Raw genomic sequence first — 15,572 nt, forward strand, 5'->3', positions numbered from 1 at the left:
TTGGATTGTCTCGATAGAAGTTTCAATATTGGTGAATGGCAGGTACACCAATAACTTCTCAGGAGGAGATGACCACTCAGTAACGGCGACAAAACCCGGTGTCCGCCTCCTTAGTTCGCTAAGGGTATTATTCTATTTTGATTGAGGATATTATATTTATCCACATATACCTCCGGTTATTCCGCATACTGAGAAGAGTAAAGATCGATATGTTTTGCGGGTCGGGACTCACCGATATTTACCGAGGCGGATCGAATCGGGACCGAATCGTCTCGAATGCCCCCTCTCGACCGTGGGTATAACCCTGAGTTGTTTCGGGGCTCCGGTGATTCGCCACTAATTGCCTATACGGCAATCCCACTCCAGACTCACTCAACAGCGTGATGTACGAATGTCGTAGGGTGTGCGGAGTGACCCGAGACCACTCACGGTACTCTTCTCCTGTTCCAGCCTCGGATTGCTGCTCAGGCGGAAGTCGCGACCTTTCAATGGTCTCTTGAATCCCAGCACGCTCGGCAGCCCGCTTGATGATTCGACCGAAGCTCCCGTTGGATTCGAGTTTCGCTCCGTGCTGACTTGGGAAGACGTACTCACCCAGCCCAGCTCCCTTGAAGGCACCACGATGTTGGCGAAGCCATAGATCCAACTCGAACGCAAGATCGGCACTTATCGGAACGTCGTACGGTACTGCTCCCTTGGGATCTGCGACATGAATCTCCAACTCGTCCAGGTCAAGATCGGGAATCCGTAGATTCCGGAGGTCTGAATTTCGCAGCCCCGTTTCGACTACCACGACCGCCATCAAGCGGTTGCGATAGCTATCGAACGCGTCAAATAAGAGCCGGATTTCTCCGCGTGCGAGGGCGTCTCTCTCGATTGGCTCTGGCGTCTTGTACCGCGAGACGTCAATATCTCGAAGCCGAAGTGGGTCGAGTTGCAGTTTGTCCTGAGCGTCGGTGCGAAGATGGATGTACCGGTACATCTCCCGCAGGGTGGATAGCTTCCCTTCAATCGTTGACTGCCGGTTTCGGCGTCGAAGGCAGGATTCCAGAAAGTCGAGTACGTCAGTGAATTCCGCGCTTAAGACTGCCAACTCATTGTCGTGGAGAAACACGACGTAGGCGGTCAGATGAGAATCGTAGGTAGTAACACTGTTATTGGCTAACCGAACGTCCTCACACCAACTCAGATACTTCCTCGCATAAGGATCCATGACTCGGAACTCCGAATCACCAGCAGAGGAGGTCAACGCAGACCCCCTCCACCAGAGCGACGCTGGGAACCGGCTAGACAGTATCTGCTCGGCGTATCGCCAGTAGCCGTGACGATGCCAAGGTCTACCAGTCTCGTCAGACCCGCATGCAATTCTTCCAGCTCCACATCGAGTTTCTCGACGAGATCATCAATTCGCAGCGCTCCCGATTGGGCCGCAAGCACAGTGTATATCTCTGCTATCTCTCCAGACAGTTCGACGCCTGCTGCAGATATCGTGCCTCCATAGTCGACACCGGAATCATCGGTAGCGAAATCCTCGAGTTGCGACGTGAGGCGGGCTTGGCGGTCGTCGATTGCGTCGAGGCGTCGAACTACCTGCTGGGCAGCTAACTGTCCTTCACCACGCAACATCGCCTGATGGCTCTCGATTGCCGCGCGAAGACATAGGCTGACGTTGCCCTGGTAGTGGCTCGCCGCCATCTCCTGGAGCACAGCATCGAGTGTCTCCGTGATGGTGAATTTGCGCCAAACGAACTCTGGCGGCTCACCAGCCATTTCGACCCCTCCACGAGAAGCTACTGAGAGTGAGACCGGGCCTCCATCTGAATCGCCTTTCATTCGTCATAGCGCCTCCCCCTGAAGATCGGCTGCGGGGACCAGTGGAAAGACACGAGTCCACAGGTCCCAGAATCGTTCGACAGTTCCTGCACTCACCACTGCCTCCGTATCTCCTTCAGTCACTCGAGGCGAGACGTAAGAACCTGCATCCAATCGATGCTCAGCGAGACTCTGTCCGAAGGCTGAGCGGAGAGAGGCCTCCAGTTCGATGTAGCTGAGTCCGCGTAGTGTCGCCCCTTGCAGCGGAGTATCACCGAAGGAACGGCGAAGGGTCTGAAGTGTGGCTCGGTCTGGAATGATGAGGACTGTCCCCTGGTATCGGTGTGGTCGGAGTTCGACAAGCAAAGACTCCAGAAGGTCGGACTCGGAGCTAATACCCCCGACCCCCACCTTCTCAGCTTCAGCTCTGACGAGCGTATTTGGATTCCCAACGCCGAGCTCCCAGTACTCGAGGCCCTCCCTGGAAACCGTCGTAGATGCCTCACTGGTCTCTTCAGGGTGCTCTCCGAGCACCAGAAACAGCCAGGTCGTGCGCTGGTCGTCGAGTTGGAGCCAGCTATGCCGTCTCACATTCATCACCTCCCTGAAGCTGATCACCAGCTGCTGGCCCTCGAAGCACTGCGATAGCACCCTCTTTGGGGCAGTCCGGACACCGTGGTGGCTGGGTGACATTCCCGTCCCATTCAACGCTGTTCCAAGAGCGAGAGGCATCGCACTCTGAGCACTCCCAGTCGTAGACGCCGTGGTCGTCGACGAGGTCCGGGTGTGCGAAAGCGAGGGAAGGCGTCAATCGAGCATCGGGGTACGCTCGGAAGTACGCAACCAGTTTCTCCCGAGGATACCCAGTGTACCCCGGCAGCAATCCCGTGGTGGTGGCATCAGAGTAGTTCCGGTCGCCCTCGCCACAGCGTTCGCGATACGAGCAGTACTCACACTCCCACTCGTCTTCCGGAGTTGCCGGTGGAAGCTCTTCCTCAAGACGATGCTGGGTATGGGTGGCGGCCCACTCCAGGAGGACGTCCTCCCAGAACGCTTCGTCGAAGTCGACACGGAACGTCTGAATGTCGAGTGACTCGCGGCTGACGTAGACAATCAAGCCAGTCCGGAGTTCGATTCCGTATTCCTCAGAGAGCCCTACGAGGTAGGCATGGAGCTGTGCTCGATGGGTGCGGTTCGGAGACGTGAGGTTGTCGAGTGTTGCTCTAGTCTTGATTTCCGTTGGGAGAATCGGGGTTGCCTCTGCATCGACGATGACCGGGTCGGTACTTCCCTTGAACTGTAGCGGGCCCGCGTGAGTGTCGATAGAGTAGTCGACCCAGATCGAGTTCTGGACGTAGGCGCCCAGATCCGCTGCAGTGTCTTTCAGGAACGGAAGGAGAAGTTCTTCCTCGAGTTTGGAGCCAGTCCAGAAGATGCCGCTGGGGTCCGGTTCTTCCTCGGGTGCGTTGTGATCACTGTAGAGCTGTCGTCGGTGGCAGCGGAGGAGCTTGCTGGGGCTATGTCGCTCTGAATCCGGTTGATAGCCGGCTTCGTTGAAGTACGGGGTTCCGTTCTCGATGTTCTTAGCGTACTCTCGCTCGTCGTGCCATTCGTCGAACCGATCTGGCGTGGTCCGATTCAGCAGACAATCTGCGAGAGGAACTTCCGAGTCTGGACTGTCAGGGATTTCGCCCCCAATTCTTGGAGGGTTCGGGTTATCCATGCCCAGACAGAGGACGGGAGAGACGATGCTCTATGAGTCGTTGTCAGTGGTTTCAGAATCCCGCGCTGAATCGTCTCGGATGGAGGCTGAGAACAGTTCGACAGTTGGTGTATTGATGTCGATGAGGAGGGCAGCGATGTCGAAATTCGGACCCCGAGTAACGGTTTGGCGCTGTGGGTCGTAGATGATGATTCCCGCAGCCGCTAGCGTAGGAAGATGAGTCTGGGAGAGTGCGTTGTACACATTCCTGTAGGGTTCTCCAGTAGCATGCTTTCTCGGAATTTCCTCTTCGTCGGCAGCAATAGAACGGGCGAGGTTTCGAACCGATACGATAGAGTCGGTAGTCTCCTCGAGGAGTTTGATCACCTGGCGGCGGCGCTCGGTCCGGAGGCAGTGGTAGAGTTCAGAGAGCCTGCCGTTGGTGTCGTAGGGCATTCGGTTTGTTGGAATTCCAGAGGTTCCGGTGTGTGGAGTATCGATATCAGGCACATTAGTTCCTTCGTGGGAGCAAATACATAACAGATGTGACAGGGGCAGTTCAACCTGATGGAAAATGGCCCAGGGCGGCCGCCCGAAGTCTCAGACAAAGAGATTCTCCACGTGTTCCAGCAGGCAGGAGATCCGGTCCTGACAGCGTCCGAGATTGCGGGGGAACTCGATATCGGTCGCCGGGGCCTACTGAGTAGATTGGAGCAACTCGAAACGGAGGGGTTCCTGAAATCGAAGAAAGTCGGTGGGAGGAGCACGGTCTGGTGGTATCCAGGTAACACCGCCACCAAACCGGTCGAACCAGACCAATGAGCGTGGTAGCGGCTGGGTTAGTTCATACGAACACCAGCATATAATCGGACAACAGGCGAGCAAGCGAGTGGTAACCACTAATCTCCGCACAGAGTTGGTGACCCACAGGTTGATGATGACGTTGTCTCTATCGCCAGTATGGCATCAGCGGCCGGCGGGCTCGCAGAACCGCAGGTCCTCGCGCACGCCAAGCAGCGGCTCTTCCCAGTGGCGGACGAGGCAGAGACGTACGCCGTCGTAGATACGCAGTTCTCGACTGAAGAGTGGCTACCGGGCGAACGCATCGAACCAGCAATCCACGAGCAGCTCGCTCCATTCAACCACGTCAACGTCGGCAGTGGCTATCCCGACCTCGTCGGCGTCCGAAGCCTCGAGTCCGAATTACTGGCTGTTGAACGATTCGGCGACGGCCCGCCACTGATTGCGGTCGAAGCAAAGGGACATACCGAAGGTGGAGTCGTCGACACGGAACGCGGTATCCTCCAGGCGTACGACCGCCTTCACGAAGCGAACGCAGCCTATCTCGCAGCCCCGGAGGCGGCCGTTACACAGACTGATCGGTCCTTGGCCCGGGAGCTGAACGTCGGGGTGCTGGGCGTCCAGGATGACGGTGATGTCACGCCCCTGGAGGTCCCGCGAGTCGTCGGCAACCGAACCACGGACGAGGTTACGGCGATTCGATTCCAGGCGAGCGCTCAGGGAGTGGCGGACAAGTCCTTCGGTCTGAACCACCCGAAGAACTACCTCGGGTATCCGCTCGCGCACTACGCAGATGGAGATACGGACCAGCTGCTACGGGAGTACAAAGTCGTCGGCGCTGTCGAGGACGCACGCCGCGGGGCTGCCTTCCTCGACCTCATCGAAGAGCAACCAAACCGAGTAGAGTTGACGCCGCTCGGACGAGAAGTAGTTCGGTTCGCGAGAACCCGTCATGGTTCGGTTGAGGCTGGACTCGCAGAGTTCGAGAACTGGTATCGGTCGTCTCAACGGTTCTACGACCTCGCGCCCGAATGGGGTCAGCTCGCTCGGCGAATCGTCTTCGCGTATCCGGCGACCCAGTTACTCGTCGAGGAGTTACAGGCGATGCACGATGACTGGATACGAGACCCGTCGTTGGTCGACCTCGTCGAGTGGCTCCACGCCCACCACCCATCGTTCACCGTCGAGTTGTTCATCCGAGGCGACTCAGACGTTCGTAGCCGCGTTCTGACGTCGGATGGTGAACTACGAGAGCAGGCGTTACACGACGGGAACGTCTATCACTCGCCGACCGTCTTCCAGTTGAAGGCGATGCTGTACCACACTGGGATTCTAACTGAACGTGGTGCAGAGCCGAATAATCTGGAGCCGGCCGCTGATACGTGGATGCTGCGAGAATACGTCTGAGCGGCTCGAGTTAATATTTCAAAAGTCGTACTGCTTTCGACCGCCAGTGGCCCCGGATCTGCTCACGGCGCATCCGCACAAGTCGCCGTCGCTTCTGCCCGAAGAGTTCGTTCCCCTTCGCGTCGGTGCCGCGACCGATCTCCGTCAACAGGCCTCGGTCGTGGCGAGCCGCAGTGAGTGGGGCACCCGTTCTCTCGCGCTCCTCGCCGTCGTGCGCCCGCCACTCCGGCCCGTGATCGATGCGCTGTTCGTCGATGACCAGGCCACACTCCTCGCAGACCGTTTCGACTGCGTTCGTCGTGATCCGGCCGTCGCACTCGGGGCATCGGTTTGCGCTTGACTCAGCTCGGACGTCTTCGTCGAATCCAGTTTCGTAGATGTCTCTGGTTGCCATCGTTGTCACCGTGTTTCGGGAACCCGCCAGTTCGGCTCGCCCCTGACCCATTGAAGGGGGAAATAAACACTAGACACTGTCAGATTCCCGTTTACGGGGGTTCTAGGAAGCTGGATTCGCTGGTCCCCCTATTATTTCATCTTTGACTAGCAATTCAGCGGCATCCATGGCAAGCGAGTTATCGAAAGCACAGCTCCAGAGAATCTCTGGGGCAGTTGCACCGTATCGTCACACGGAAGTGAAGCAGCTGATCGAGTGGTTCGAACTTGAGGAGATGGCTGAGACGGAGATGGAGCTAGATGGGAGTACATCGGACAAGGTCTACGAGATCTTGAAGACCGTTGATGTCGAGCGGCGACGTGAAATCATCCAATATCTCATCAACGAGGAAGCGCCGCTTCGAGTCGACGTCTTGGAACCACTTGAGGATGCCCTACAGGGTTCAGATCTAGAACTTACAGACGGTGTTGACGGATATGAACTGATCAAGGCCGTCTCTGGCCCTGCACAGCAAGTCAAAACCCAACAGCGATCGTATATCGAGGAGTATGCTCCTTTTCGGGCGGTCGCATTCCTGGAGCGCGCTCGTAAGGAGCAGGCGCAGGGCCGCAATGCGAATGCGTTGTGGCACGGGCGGAACGCACTGGAAAAGATGACGACTGGAAACTGGCATTACAAAGAGGGACTGGCCGAATTAGCAAAGCAAAACATCGGCTTGATTGACCGCGAGCAGCATCACAATGACGGGCGGACGTACGATTACGAACTGCTGGCTGCACCATACAACTATTGTTCAACGATCGGTGCCCATCCCCAAAACGTCGGATCGGCCAGTGCATTGCAGGCAATGACGGGACTCGTACAGGTCGAACAGGCGATCCACTTCGTGCTCAAAACGGGTGAGGAAGCGAACGATCGTGGAATCACGCTCACCCGCTGGAATTTCAGTAGATTACCCTGACGCGCAGTCACTCTAATTCGGCTTTTGTCTCCGCTGCCGCATCATTCAGCACCGTGTCCACGAGCGTTCCGTCCTCGACCCGGTGGCACGGACTTCATAATTCAGGCGGTCCCGCTGTCACCCCCTATCAGCCCGAATTGCTGGATGCTTGGGAAGGAAGGCTCCCAGAGGGCCTGGACAGTTCCTTCGACCGTCACCTTACCAACCGGGACGTCCGGCACGTCCGCGGTGGACATGATCGCCCCCGGAACCGCCTTCAGTTCCTCGAGGGTTTCCAGCACCGCCTTCGTGATGTCCCGCCCGCGCTGTACCTTCTCGGCCAACTGCTTCGCGACGACCGCTCTCCACCAGCCGCCCTGCACTTCGTCGCTGATCCGCACGCCTGCTCGGCCGCTTGCTTGAATGCATCGATGGGTTCGGTCAGGGGCTTACACGAGACGGTCTGTCAGTTGGCGTTCCAAACCGAGAAACTACTAGTAGAGATAGAAGTGCGAATCTCGGAAAGAGAATTACGATAGCAAGCTCTCCCTGATAACCCGGGAGGCTACTTGCCCCTAAGTTTCACGTCAGCGATGTATCCGAGACTGCTGAATACTGCAAATAAGCCAGCAAAAGCCCCGCCTTTGCTCTGCGGATTTTGGGGGATTTCGCTGATGAGATCAGCGATTGTGTCCCAGCCAAGATTTACGTTATAGACCATAGCGATTACGAAAATTGCCCCTATCAATGCCGCTACGAGTATACCCCCAATCTTCGATTTACTACCGTCTGACGACATAAGCAGAGCAATTCATGCAGGGAATATGAAACCATCGCGACAGGTAAATCGCTCTTAGGTCATGGCGGTCCAAAGTTGAGGCCCCCAAGAATGGCTAATCCCCGGAAAATGAGTTTAATCAAACAATGCGCTCTGCTCGCTGAGAAAATCCAAACTGGATTCTCCCTTCACCGATGCTGTGGTCTAATCTCCTGATTGTTGTCCGGAGGACCGCTCATAGATCGCAGTCGGCAGACCCCGCTCCAATCCGATTTGTAGACGCTTCTGGAGTTCTTGCTTCTTCTCCTCTGTCCCACGTTCTGATTCAATAATATCCTCAATTTCACTGTAATGGTCTGCAATGAGATCGTCTACCGATTTTTCGAGTTCTTCCGGCAAGCTGTCCACCATCTCTTGTGTTTCTCCTAATTGTTTGCGCACTTCATCAACTCTATCGGGTTCGGGAGTCAATCGGTCAAGATTGTGTAGGTCGAAGGGAAGCCAACTTGAGTTATCATGAACAGTTATTCCAAACTGTCCGTGTCGAGGCTTGGAATCCGGACCGATATCAGGAATATGCTGATACTCAAACTCTTGAATTAGGCTTTCAACGGCTTCTGGCTTCCAATCACCAGATAGGATTACTGTCGCGTGGATATACTCCTCAGAGTGATATTCAACGATGAGTCGGCCGATGAGATTAGATGTAGTATTGAAAATTTGCTCCTCTTTAGCAACTTCCGAGTAGACACTATACCGCTCAGACCCCTCAGTTCTCGAACCTCTCCGAATAGTCGGCTCTAACCGTTCGTATTCTTCTTCTGTTATCGACATAATTGAATGTATCCTACATCTCCATGTTCATCAAACATGCCAGTTCGAAGCTAAGGTGGCCCGTATATTTTGATTTCTGCCCTCTGCGATATCCCAATTCAAGTAGCTTCAAGAAATGGCTCCGGAATTGGCCGATTCCCGGAAGCTACGGTTAATTCTGATAACCGTTGAGAATTTCAGCAGAACCGATTTAGGCAGCCATACTACTAAACGCAGCAATTCTAATACGCTAGATGATATAATCTCAGAGTATACATTCTAGATTCTATTCTGCATCTGCTACTAGTTCTCCTCAACTTTCCATGCATACAGTTCCCGTAGATTCATGCTTCTCTCCGTCCAGCTGTTGTCTATAGATGCAGCAGGCCGAATTGGATGCTAAGGCCCCTGGCGACCTCGTCCCGTACGGCCGTGAGTCGTACTACAAGCCAGATCCCCTCCCGCCCTCCCAAGACCTCGCTCTCAACGAGGACTTCTACGAAACGCTAGCCGCCGCGACGTTCTGGCTTGGGAAGCTCAGCGGCGTCAGCCACGAACTCGACTTCCCAGCAGTCCTCGAAACCTCGCTACTCCGCAAGGAAGCAATCGAATCTGTGGAGATCGAGGGCGCCGACGTCGACTACGATGCGCTGTACAGTGTCGAAATACGCACGTTCGACGAAGGCCGGGACGAACCAAGCGAGACCACTGAAGCTGGCGAAACCAAGGACACCCTTGAGGTCCTCAACTACGAAGCTGCGGTCCAAGATGGCATCGACGCTCTCGATCACGGCAAAGAGTTGAACGTCAAGTTGCTCCACGACCTTCACGATACCCTGCTCACTGGCGTTCCAGACGACCGCGTCGACACAGACACGATCGGTGCGTACAAGACGAAACCTAACTACCTGGGTGACTTCCTCCCGCCTGCGCCAGACGCTGTCGAGGACCTGATGGACGGTTTGTTCACCTACTATCTGACTGGCGGCAGCTACCACCCACTCGTGGACATCGCGCTGTTCCACTACCAATTCGAAACCATCCACCCGTATGGCGACGGCAATGGTCGGCTCGGACGCCTCCTGATCACACTCCAGTTGTACGATGCAGACCTCCTCGAACGTCCGAACCTCTACCTCAGTGAGTACTTCAACCGCAACAAGGACACGTACGTCGAGCGCATGGAGGCCATCCGGTTCCACGGTGAGTGGGAAGCCTGGCTCTCGTTCTTCATCGAAGGGGTTGCGCGCCAAGCCCGCGAATCCGTGGAGAGAACACTTGCGCTCGTCGACCTTCGCCGCGAATACGAGGACGAGTATGGTGGAAAATCGTACACCAAGAACCAGCTCGCAGTGACACTCTTCGAGCAGCCCTACGTAACGAGCAAGACCGTCCAACGGCTATTCGAGGTCAAGCAACCGACTGCCTCGCGGGCAATCAATGAGCTCGTCGACGAGGGTGTCCTCGAGGAAGTACCCCGACACGGCCGGAACAAGGAGTATCGTGCCCGGGAAATCTTCGAGATCCTTGAGCAACCGCCACAGACGTACTGACCGACCAGAGGAGAGCGGAGAATTTCGATTGCACTGGGTATTTGATTCGTCTGGCCATGCATCTGCGTTGGCAAATACTCAATCAGCCGTTGTCGGTGCTCTCAGGAGTATCTGCGAACGTGTCTGAGTCTGTAGCTGAGAAGAGCTCGACGGTGGGTGTATTGATATCTAGGAGGAGCGCAGCGATGTCGAAATTCAGCCCCCGAGCAACGGTTTGGCGCTGTGGGTCGTAGATGAGAATTCCTGCGTCCGCTAGAGTGGGCAGATGAGTCTGGGAGAGTGCGTTGTACGCGTTTCGATAGGGCTCCCCGGTAGCGACACCGTTTGCCAGTCCTTGCTCCTCTGTTGCAATCTCTTTCGCGAGGGCTCGAGTAGACAACCGAGGTGCTGGCCCTTCGTTCAAGATTTGGATGACTCGTCGCCGTCTCGCTGCCCGGAGTGCGTGGTAGAGTACCGAGAGTTGTTCGTCTCGAATCATCGAATTGGTCGCGGTAGGTCAGTTGAGGCGCTTGATCTCCGGAGATGGATAGATGGGACAGAGGACCACAACTCTGTAGACATAGAATTTTGTGGTTATAGAGTATTTTTCTATGCTTATAGGTAGGTTTGCGACGCCTGTTAGGGTCGAATTGTCCGTATTAATGGGTAGATGCGTCCCCGTATAGAGTGGATGACCCAGGGAGACGAGCGAATCCTCGAGTTCCTGGATGCGAAAGATATCGTTGCGTCTCCGTCCGTCATCGCTGCCAACATCGATTACACGGGGGAGTACGTATCCCGGCGGTGTAGAAAGCTGGCAGACGCGAAGCTTCTCCAGCGGGTCGACGCGTCGAATTACACCATCACTGACCTCGGGTCAGCGTTCCTAAGCGGGGACGTCGACGCCGATTCGATCAAGCTTGATGACGAGGAGTAGGAGAGAACATCATGTCCGCCTGTGGGGCTCACACGCTATGGTTACATCCGAGCCTCGAAGTCCCAAATTTCCCGCCGTCTTCGCCTTCTCGCGGAGTACGGGATGCTTCAGCATCTCGGCAACGGCGTCTACGTCATCATCCAACGCGGCGAGGACTACCTCGCCGGCGACCTCGACGCCGACAACATCGACGACCCGTATCTAGCCAGCGGCCCGGACTATTACGAGACTCCCAACGTGCATGGATTCCTCTGCATAGACAAGCAGGCATCGCGTTACTTCGAAACGCGATTGAGCGAGCTAGCGAAAACGACGAAGCGACTGTCACGACCGACATCGTCGACGAGGTGGAGAACAAGGCGTACGCCGACATGCACGCGCATCGCGTTCAGGAGCTGGATACGGACAAGCGACTGCTCTACGAGATTATTCAGGAGGCTGGTGAGATCGACGCCGGGACGCTGCACTCTCGGTACGAAAACCAAGCGCAGGACCCAGTCGCACGGTCGGCTCGGCGGAAGTATCTCGGCCGACTTGGCGACTACGACCTCATCGACACCACGGGGAACGGGAAGGGGAAACGGTATCTCGGCAGTTGACTTCCGGTCACGGTTTTCCACATTTTGGCACTATTGAAACTATCAGGTACTGGTAGAACCGTCGGTCGGGAGTTTAGAGGGTGTATCTCGCAGCCCAAGTCAGTATACGAACTTCCTCACCGTGACCACAATCAACTATCGCCTTGCTCGACGAGTTCCATGTAGCGGCGTTCGAAATCCAATAAATCGGTTTCGACCATCTCGGGTAGATACCGGCCCAGTGTCCACTGGGCAGCAGTGACAGCTGTCCCCGTGACGAATGCCGTGTCACTACTCAAGAGGTAGGAACCGAGGATATTCATTCCAATGCTCGGAGCCATTGAAAACGGATTATCGAGAGCCCGGTCTGCCCAAGCCTCCCGCCTTCGCTCCTCAAGATATTCTGCTTCAAGAGCCGTTTCAAACTCTCGTTGGGCCTTTTGAAGGCTATCGAGATCAGTCAGCTCAACGTTATCTCGATGGATATTATCTGCTATGAGCATGAGTTCCTCTCGCAGGTTCTGTGTGGCGGATTCCTCGCGAAGATCAAGAATGATAGAAGCGTCAAGCTCGCCGATATCCTGGCGGATTCCCCCAGTAATGTCCGAGAACATCCGCACGGCAAGCGCATCGTTGACGTGCGGTACCTTCGGACCCACGAGGGGTGTAGATGAGTTGCCAACGTCGCCCTGCATAGATCTCGACATCGATGCTACCAATTCGTCGTCAGCGTGGACTGTTACCAACTCATCGAAGATTCCCTCGAGGCTGGCGATTTCTAGTGGATGCAACGTAGTCGCGGCGTGGTGATAGGTTGACCCGGTGAGGTGGTAATTGACGTCGGCGTGTTTTTTTAGAGTTCGGTACACTTCATTCGGGAGGTTACTCCCTTGTTTGTGGATGAACCGACGAGAGGAGTGACTGATCTCTTCTATACGCTCTTTTAATGAAGTCGGATCTTCACCTCGCGTACGCAACCGTTGATACAGCGGAGAATCCTCGTCAGCCAATTCGGTGGTCAAACCATTACTGAACCCGGTCCGCATGTCAGAAATATCTCGCGTCATTACGAGGTCCGCGTGTTCTTCAAGGAAGCGTGCTCGTTGCTCAAGTCGATGGCTCTGACGTTGGATTTCGGGGTTCTTCGATGTCCACAGCGGGTTGTGTCGTTCCGGTTTAGAGAGTTTGTTGTGGAGCGCCTCCTCGAACGAATTGTGTGAACGCCCCATGGTGAATACTATCGGCCCGTCGGTGATCAGTAATGGATTCCGTTTCAGGGCGGTATACGTTTCGGGAGACTTGAGTACGTGGGTTGCTCCGATCGCAACGACATCATTGAGGAGACACAACGCCTTCAGCTTCCGCTCAATGTCAGCCGGGCCGATATCGAGGCCGGCTTGACTCTGGATATCCGGATCGCACTCGACGAACTGAACCCTGGCCGGGCCGAATCGACTGTCGGTCGCCGGTCGAATCCGGTAACTCATTTTTCCAGTTCATCAGACACTTTCGGGGGCGCGAACAAAAATCCTTCTCGGACTCCCACCTTCTCGTCTCACTCCACCAAGTGTCCTCTTCCCACTCGCTAACCGCAAGAGTTGTTTTCTTTCTAACTCACATGATACGATGATGGGTCAATTAGAGTTCCTCCTACAGGCGATTGATCTGAAGGACTTGGCTCGGAAGGGGTGGGAACTTCGCGGAGTCGAAGCCCCAGAGAAAGTAGCTAGCCATTCGTGGGGAGTGACACTGCTGACGATGCGTTTCGTAGCGGAGACAGAGTTGGACGAGCTCCGCGCGATGAAGATGGCCGTCATCCACGACCTTGCCGAGGCCGAAGCGGGTGACAGGGCAATCGGTGAGGTATATCAGGAAGTCTCGCAGGAACAGAAGGTTACAGAGGAAGTGGAGGCTTGGGACAACTTCGAAGAGATTGGCGACATCGGTAATTGGCGTGAACTCTGGGAGGAGTTTGAGAATGAAACCTCAACAGAAGCTGAGTTCGTCGCCGATATGGACCTTCTCGATATGTGTCTGACTGCCCTCAAATACGAACGGCAACAACGGTACGACTCCTCGAAGAACACTGATGATTACGACCACTTGGATGGGTTCTTCGCCACGGCCGATAAGAAAATCCGGACCGAAATCGGTCGCGAAATCTACGAGTCGATCCGCACAGAATACCAAGAGGCCAAACGTCAGAATTCAAGCGACACGTAGTTAGTTTCTACTCGTGGAATCCCCGTCTCCTGCCTCAGCTTTCGCTTCTTTCCAGCTGCCCAGTCGTCTGGCGATTGTGTTCGCGGATGGACTACGACCGCTACGCTTGTACTGGTACATCGACGGCTCCTCACCGAACTCTTCGGCAGCGGCCTGCAGCGCCTCGATACAGTCCTCTTTCGTGTACTGGATACCTGGCTTCTCGTCGGCGTCGACGTGGTCCAGGGCGGTCGACCACTTCCCGTAGCGGGCGATGATGGTGTTGTACGACGGCGAGATGTCGAGGGCTTTGTACTCCTCGACGGTCGGCTTGTGGCCGAGTTCGTCGGCGGCCTCCTGGAGAGCTTCGAGACACGTCTCTCTCGAAATCGACATTCAAATTCCAAGGTGGTTGCGGAGACAATAATAGTATTGCTCGGTGGTTTGATTTCTATCAGGCAGTACCTTTGGTCACTCCGAGTTCGCTTCTTCTAGTCGCGTTTTGAAACTGATAACCGACATTCCTTGAGTAGATCCGCCTCAGAACATGGTTGAAAGACAACCTATATTACGCCACGGGGGAAGCCGAAGACAATGTATCTCTATAGCCCTGATGAGATTGACCGGGAGCGAGCCCACCATCAGGCCGTTATCCAAGGCGCCGACGACGTCGACGTGAAACGCATCGGGAACCTCGGCGAGCTGGCGTTCGAGCAGTTCTGTCGCGAGTATCTCCCCGTCGAGATGTGGAACTGGAAGAACGAAGAAGCCATCCGTCGATGCAACCCCGAGAGCTTCTCAGGCCACGATTTCGAGGTCTTCGATTACACCGTCGACGTCAAAACGTCCCGTGACGTCTCCGCCTTCCAACCCGAGACGCTTCTGGACAACGACCCCGACGACGACATCCTCGTGATGGTGTGGCACCGTGATAACGAGGATGCGCTCATCATGCTCGGTTGGGAGCGTACCGAGACGCTAAAATCGAAGGTCCGAACACAGGACGAGTATTCCGGCGAGGAGCCGGAGAAGCTCGCGCATCTCGCGACGCGCCCGATGAACGAGTTACACGATCTCGGGCCGAACACCGCCCACCTCAACCAGAAACCCGAGAACCCCTTCCAACCCGGCGACCGCGTCGTCAAATCTGGAGACGAGGATGGCTCGGTCGGAGTGGTTGTCGAGGTACTGCCACCCGAGGAGAACGCGACGCTGTTCGGTCAAGAAGTCGAGGGTGAGGTCGTTCGCGTCGCATTTCCCGAAACGCTCGACGAGGGGCCCGGTGATTGGCGGGAGATCCATCCGGCGAAGCTGGCGTCGTACTGCGTCGATCAGGACATCCAGCTCTACGACTACAAGCACACCAGCCTCGAGTTCGCCGACCAGCCGTTCACGATGGGTGACTACGTCATCAAGCCCGATTACGACGACCCCGACCTCGCCATCGTCACTAGCGTCGACGGCGATGAGATGACGGTCGTGTTTGAGCACCTCATCCAGAAGGACTACCTCCACCCGCAGCGCCTCGAAGACGTCTGCGAGAAACACGACATCAGCCAATACTCGTTCAAAAGCGAGGAGATGGCGTTCGAACCCCAGTACTGAATCGGCACTACTCTTCTCTGAGAGCCGGGAATCGGCTGAAAACGTTTCCCACCAATAAATTTACCCCACTG

The 15,572-nt window shown here is 55.6% G+C and carries 17 protein-coding genes and 2 pseudogenes; 7 read left to right on the forward strand and 12 right to left on the reverse strand.

The window, feature by feature from the left end; translation table 11 throughout:
• Positions 1-238: 238 nt before the first annotated feature.
• The 5 genes from LT971_RS16565 to LT971_RS09945 all read right to left on the reverse strand — a co-directional run bounded on the left by LT971_RS16565 (position 239) and on the right by LT971_RS09945 (position 4,024).
• Positions 239-1,213, reverse strand: coding sequence for a tyrosine-type recombinase/integrase (locus tag LT971_RS16565; protein ID WP_425293279.1), 975 nt, complete (start codon positions 1,211-1,213; stop codon positions 239-241).
• 32 nt (positions 1,214-1,245) lie between these two features.
• Positions 1,246-1,770, reverse strand: a complete 525-nt coding sequence (locus LT971_RS09930) for a hypothetical protein (protein WP_237006774.1) — start codon at positions 1,768-1,770, stop codon at positions 1,246-1,248.
• A 66-nt stretch (positions 1,771-1,836) separates the two neighbouring features.
• Positions 1,837-2,430 carry a hypothetical protein gene (locus LT971_RS09935; RefSeq protein ID WP_237007045.1) on the reverse strand — a complete coding sequence of 198 codons (594 nt, stop codon included), beginning with the start codon at positions 2,428-2,430 and terminating at the stop codon, positions 1,837-1,839.
• Positions 2,390-3,535, reverse strand: a complete 1,146-nt coding sequence (locus tag LT971_RS09940) for a CRISPR-associated protein Cas4 (protein WP_237006775.1) — start codon at positions 3,533-3,535, stop codon at positions 2,390-2,392. The genes LT971_RS09935 and LT971_RS09940 overlap by 41 nt, the downstream gene beginning before the upstream one ends.
• A 30-nt stretch (positions 3,536-3,565) precedes the next feature.
• Positions 3,566-4,024, reverse strand: a complete 459-nt coding sequence (locus LT971_RS09945; protein ID WP_237006776.1) for a DUF7344 domain-containing protein — start codon at positions 4,022-4,024, stop codon at positions 3,566-3,568.
• Between the two features lie 450 nt (positions 4,025-4,474).
• On the opposite strand from LT971_RS09945, the gene LT971_RS09955 reads away from it, so the two are divergent.
• Entirely contained in the window at positions 4,475-5,722 is a 1,248-nt protein-coding gene (locus LT971_RS09955; protein WP_237006778.1) for a hypothetical protein, read from the forward strand.
• A 13-nt stretch (positions 5,723-5,735) separates the two neighbouring features.
• Here the strand turns inward: LT971_RS09955 and LT971_RS09960 are convergent.
• A pseudogene (locus LT971_RS09960) lies at positions 5,736-6,116 on the reverse strand (TFIIB-type zinc ribbon-containing protein); the annotation flags it as partial.
• A 166-nt stretch (positions 6,117-6,282) separates the two neighbouring features.
• On the opposite strand from LT971_RS09960, the gene LT971_RS09965 reads away from it, so the two are divergent.
• The gene (locus LT971_RS09965; RefSeq protein WP_237006780.1) at positions 6,283-7,077 is read left to right on the forward strand and encodes a hypothetical protein; all 795 of its coding nucleotides are present in this window, start codon (positions 6,283-6,285) and stop codon (positions 7,075-7,077) included.
• Between the two features lie 110 nt (positions 7,078-7,187).
• Here the strand turns inward: LT971_RS09965 and LT971_RS09970 are convergent.
• The 3 genes and pseudogenes from LT971_RS09970 to LT971_RS09980 form a co-directional block, all read right to left on the reverse strand.
• Positions 7,188-7,457, reverse strand: a pseudogene (locus LT971_RS09970) (DNA-binding protein); the annotation flags it as partial.
• Positions 7,458-7,621: 164 nt separating this feature from the next.
• The gene (locus tag LT971_RS09975) at positions 7,622-7,855 is read right to left on the reverse strand and encodes a hypothetical protein (RefSeq protein ID WP_237006782.1); all 234 of its coding nucleotides are present in this window, start codon (positions 7,853-7,855) and stop codon (positions 7,622-7,624) included.
• A 183-nt stretch (positions 7,856-8,038) separates the two neighbouring features.
• Positions 8,039-8,668, reverse strand: a complete 630-nt coding sequence (locus LT971_RS09980) for a hypothetical protein (protein ID WP_237006783.1) — start codon at positions 8,666-8,668, stop codon at positions 8,039-8,041.
• Between the two features lie 356 nt (positions 8,669-9,024).
• Between LT971_RS09980 and LT971_RS09985 the strand changes: the two genes are divergently transcribed.
• Positions 9,025-10,200 carry a Fic family protein gene (locus LT971_RS09985; protein ID WP_237006784.1) on the forward strand — a complete coding sequence of 392 codons (1,176 nt, stop codon included), beginning with the start codon at positions 9,025-9,027 and terminating at the stop codon, positions 10,198-10,200.
• Between the two features lie 82 nt (positions 10,201-10,282).
• On the opposite strand, the gene LT971_RS16570 is transcribed toward LT971_RS09985, so the two are convergent.
• Positions 10,283-10,678 carry a DUF7344 domain-containing protein gene (locus LT971_RS16570; protein ID WP_425293272.1) on the reverse strand — a complete coding sequence of 132 codons (396 nt, stop codon included), beginning with the start codon at positions 10,676-10,678 and terminating at the stop codon, positions 10,283-10,285.
• A 171-nt stretch (positions 10,679-10,849) separates the two neighbouring features.
• Here LT971_RS16570 and LT971_RS09990 point away from each other — a divergent pair, with 171 nt between their 5' ends.
• Complete coding sequence (locus LT971_RS09990) at positions 10,850-11,116, forward strand: winged helix-turn-helix domain-containing protein (RefSeq protein ID WP_237006785.1); 267 nt, start codon at positions 10,850-10,852, stop codon at positions 11,114-11,116.
• 347 nt (positions 11,117-11,463) lie between these two features.
• Entirely contained in the window at positions 11,464-11,715 is a 252-nt protein-coding gene (locus LT971_RS09995) for a hypothetical protein (protein WP_237006786.1), read from the forward strand.
• A gap of 131 nt (positions 11,716-11,846) precedes the next feature.
• On the opposite strand, the gene LT971_RS10000 is transcribed toward LT971_RS09995, so the two are convergent.
• Positions 11,847-13,181, reverse strand: coding sequence for a hypothetical protein (locus LT971_RS10000; protein ID WP_237006787.1), 1,335 nt, complete (start codon positions 13,179-13,181; stop codon positions 11,847-11,849).
• A gap of 139 nt (positions 13,182-13,320) precedes the next feature.
• Here LT971_RS10000 and LT971_RS10005 point away from each other — a divergent pair, with 139 nt between their 5' ends.
• Positions 13,321-13,917 (forward strand): HD domain-containing protein, encoded by a 597-nt coding sequence (locus tag LT971_RS10005; protein WP_237006788.1) that lies wholly within the window; start codon positions 13,321-13,323, stop codon positions 13,915-13,917.
• Here the strand turns inward: LT971_RS10005 and LT971_RS10010 are convergent, their stop codons facing one another.
• The gene (locus LT971_RS10010) at positions 13,918-14,292 is read right to left on the reverse strand and encodes a homing endonuclease associated repeat-containing protein (protein WP_237006789.1); all 375 of its coding nucleotides are present in this window, start codon (positions 14,290-14,292) and stop codon (positions 13,918-13,920) included.
• A 198-nt stretch (positions 14,293-14,490) separates the two neighbouring features.
• On the opposite strand from LT971_RS10010, the gene LT971_RS10015 reads away from it, so the two are divergent.
• Positions 14,491-15,501, forward strand: coding sequence for a DUF7961 domain-containing protein (locus tag LT971_RS10015; protein ID WP_237006790.1), 1,011 nt, complete (start codon positions 14,491-14,493; stop codon positions 15,499-15,501).
• Positions 15,502-15,572: the final 71 nt, after the last annotated feature.

The organism is Halobacterium rubrum, from assembly GCF_021729015.1.
Lineage (GTDB): Archaea > Halobacteriota > Halobacteria > Halobacteriales > Halobacteriaceae > Halobacterium > Halobacterium rubrum.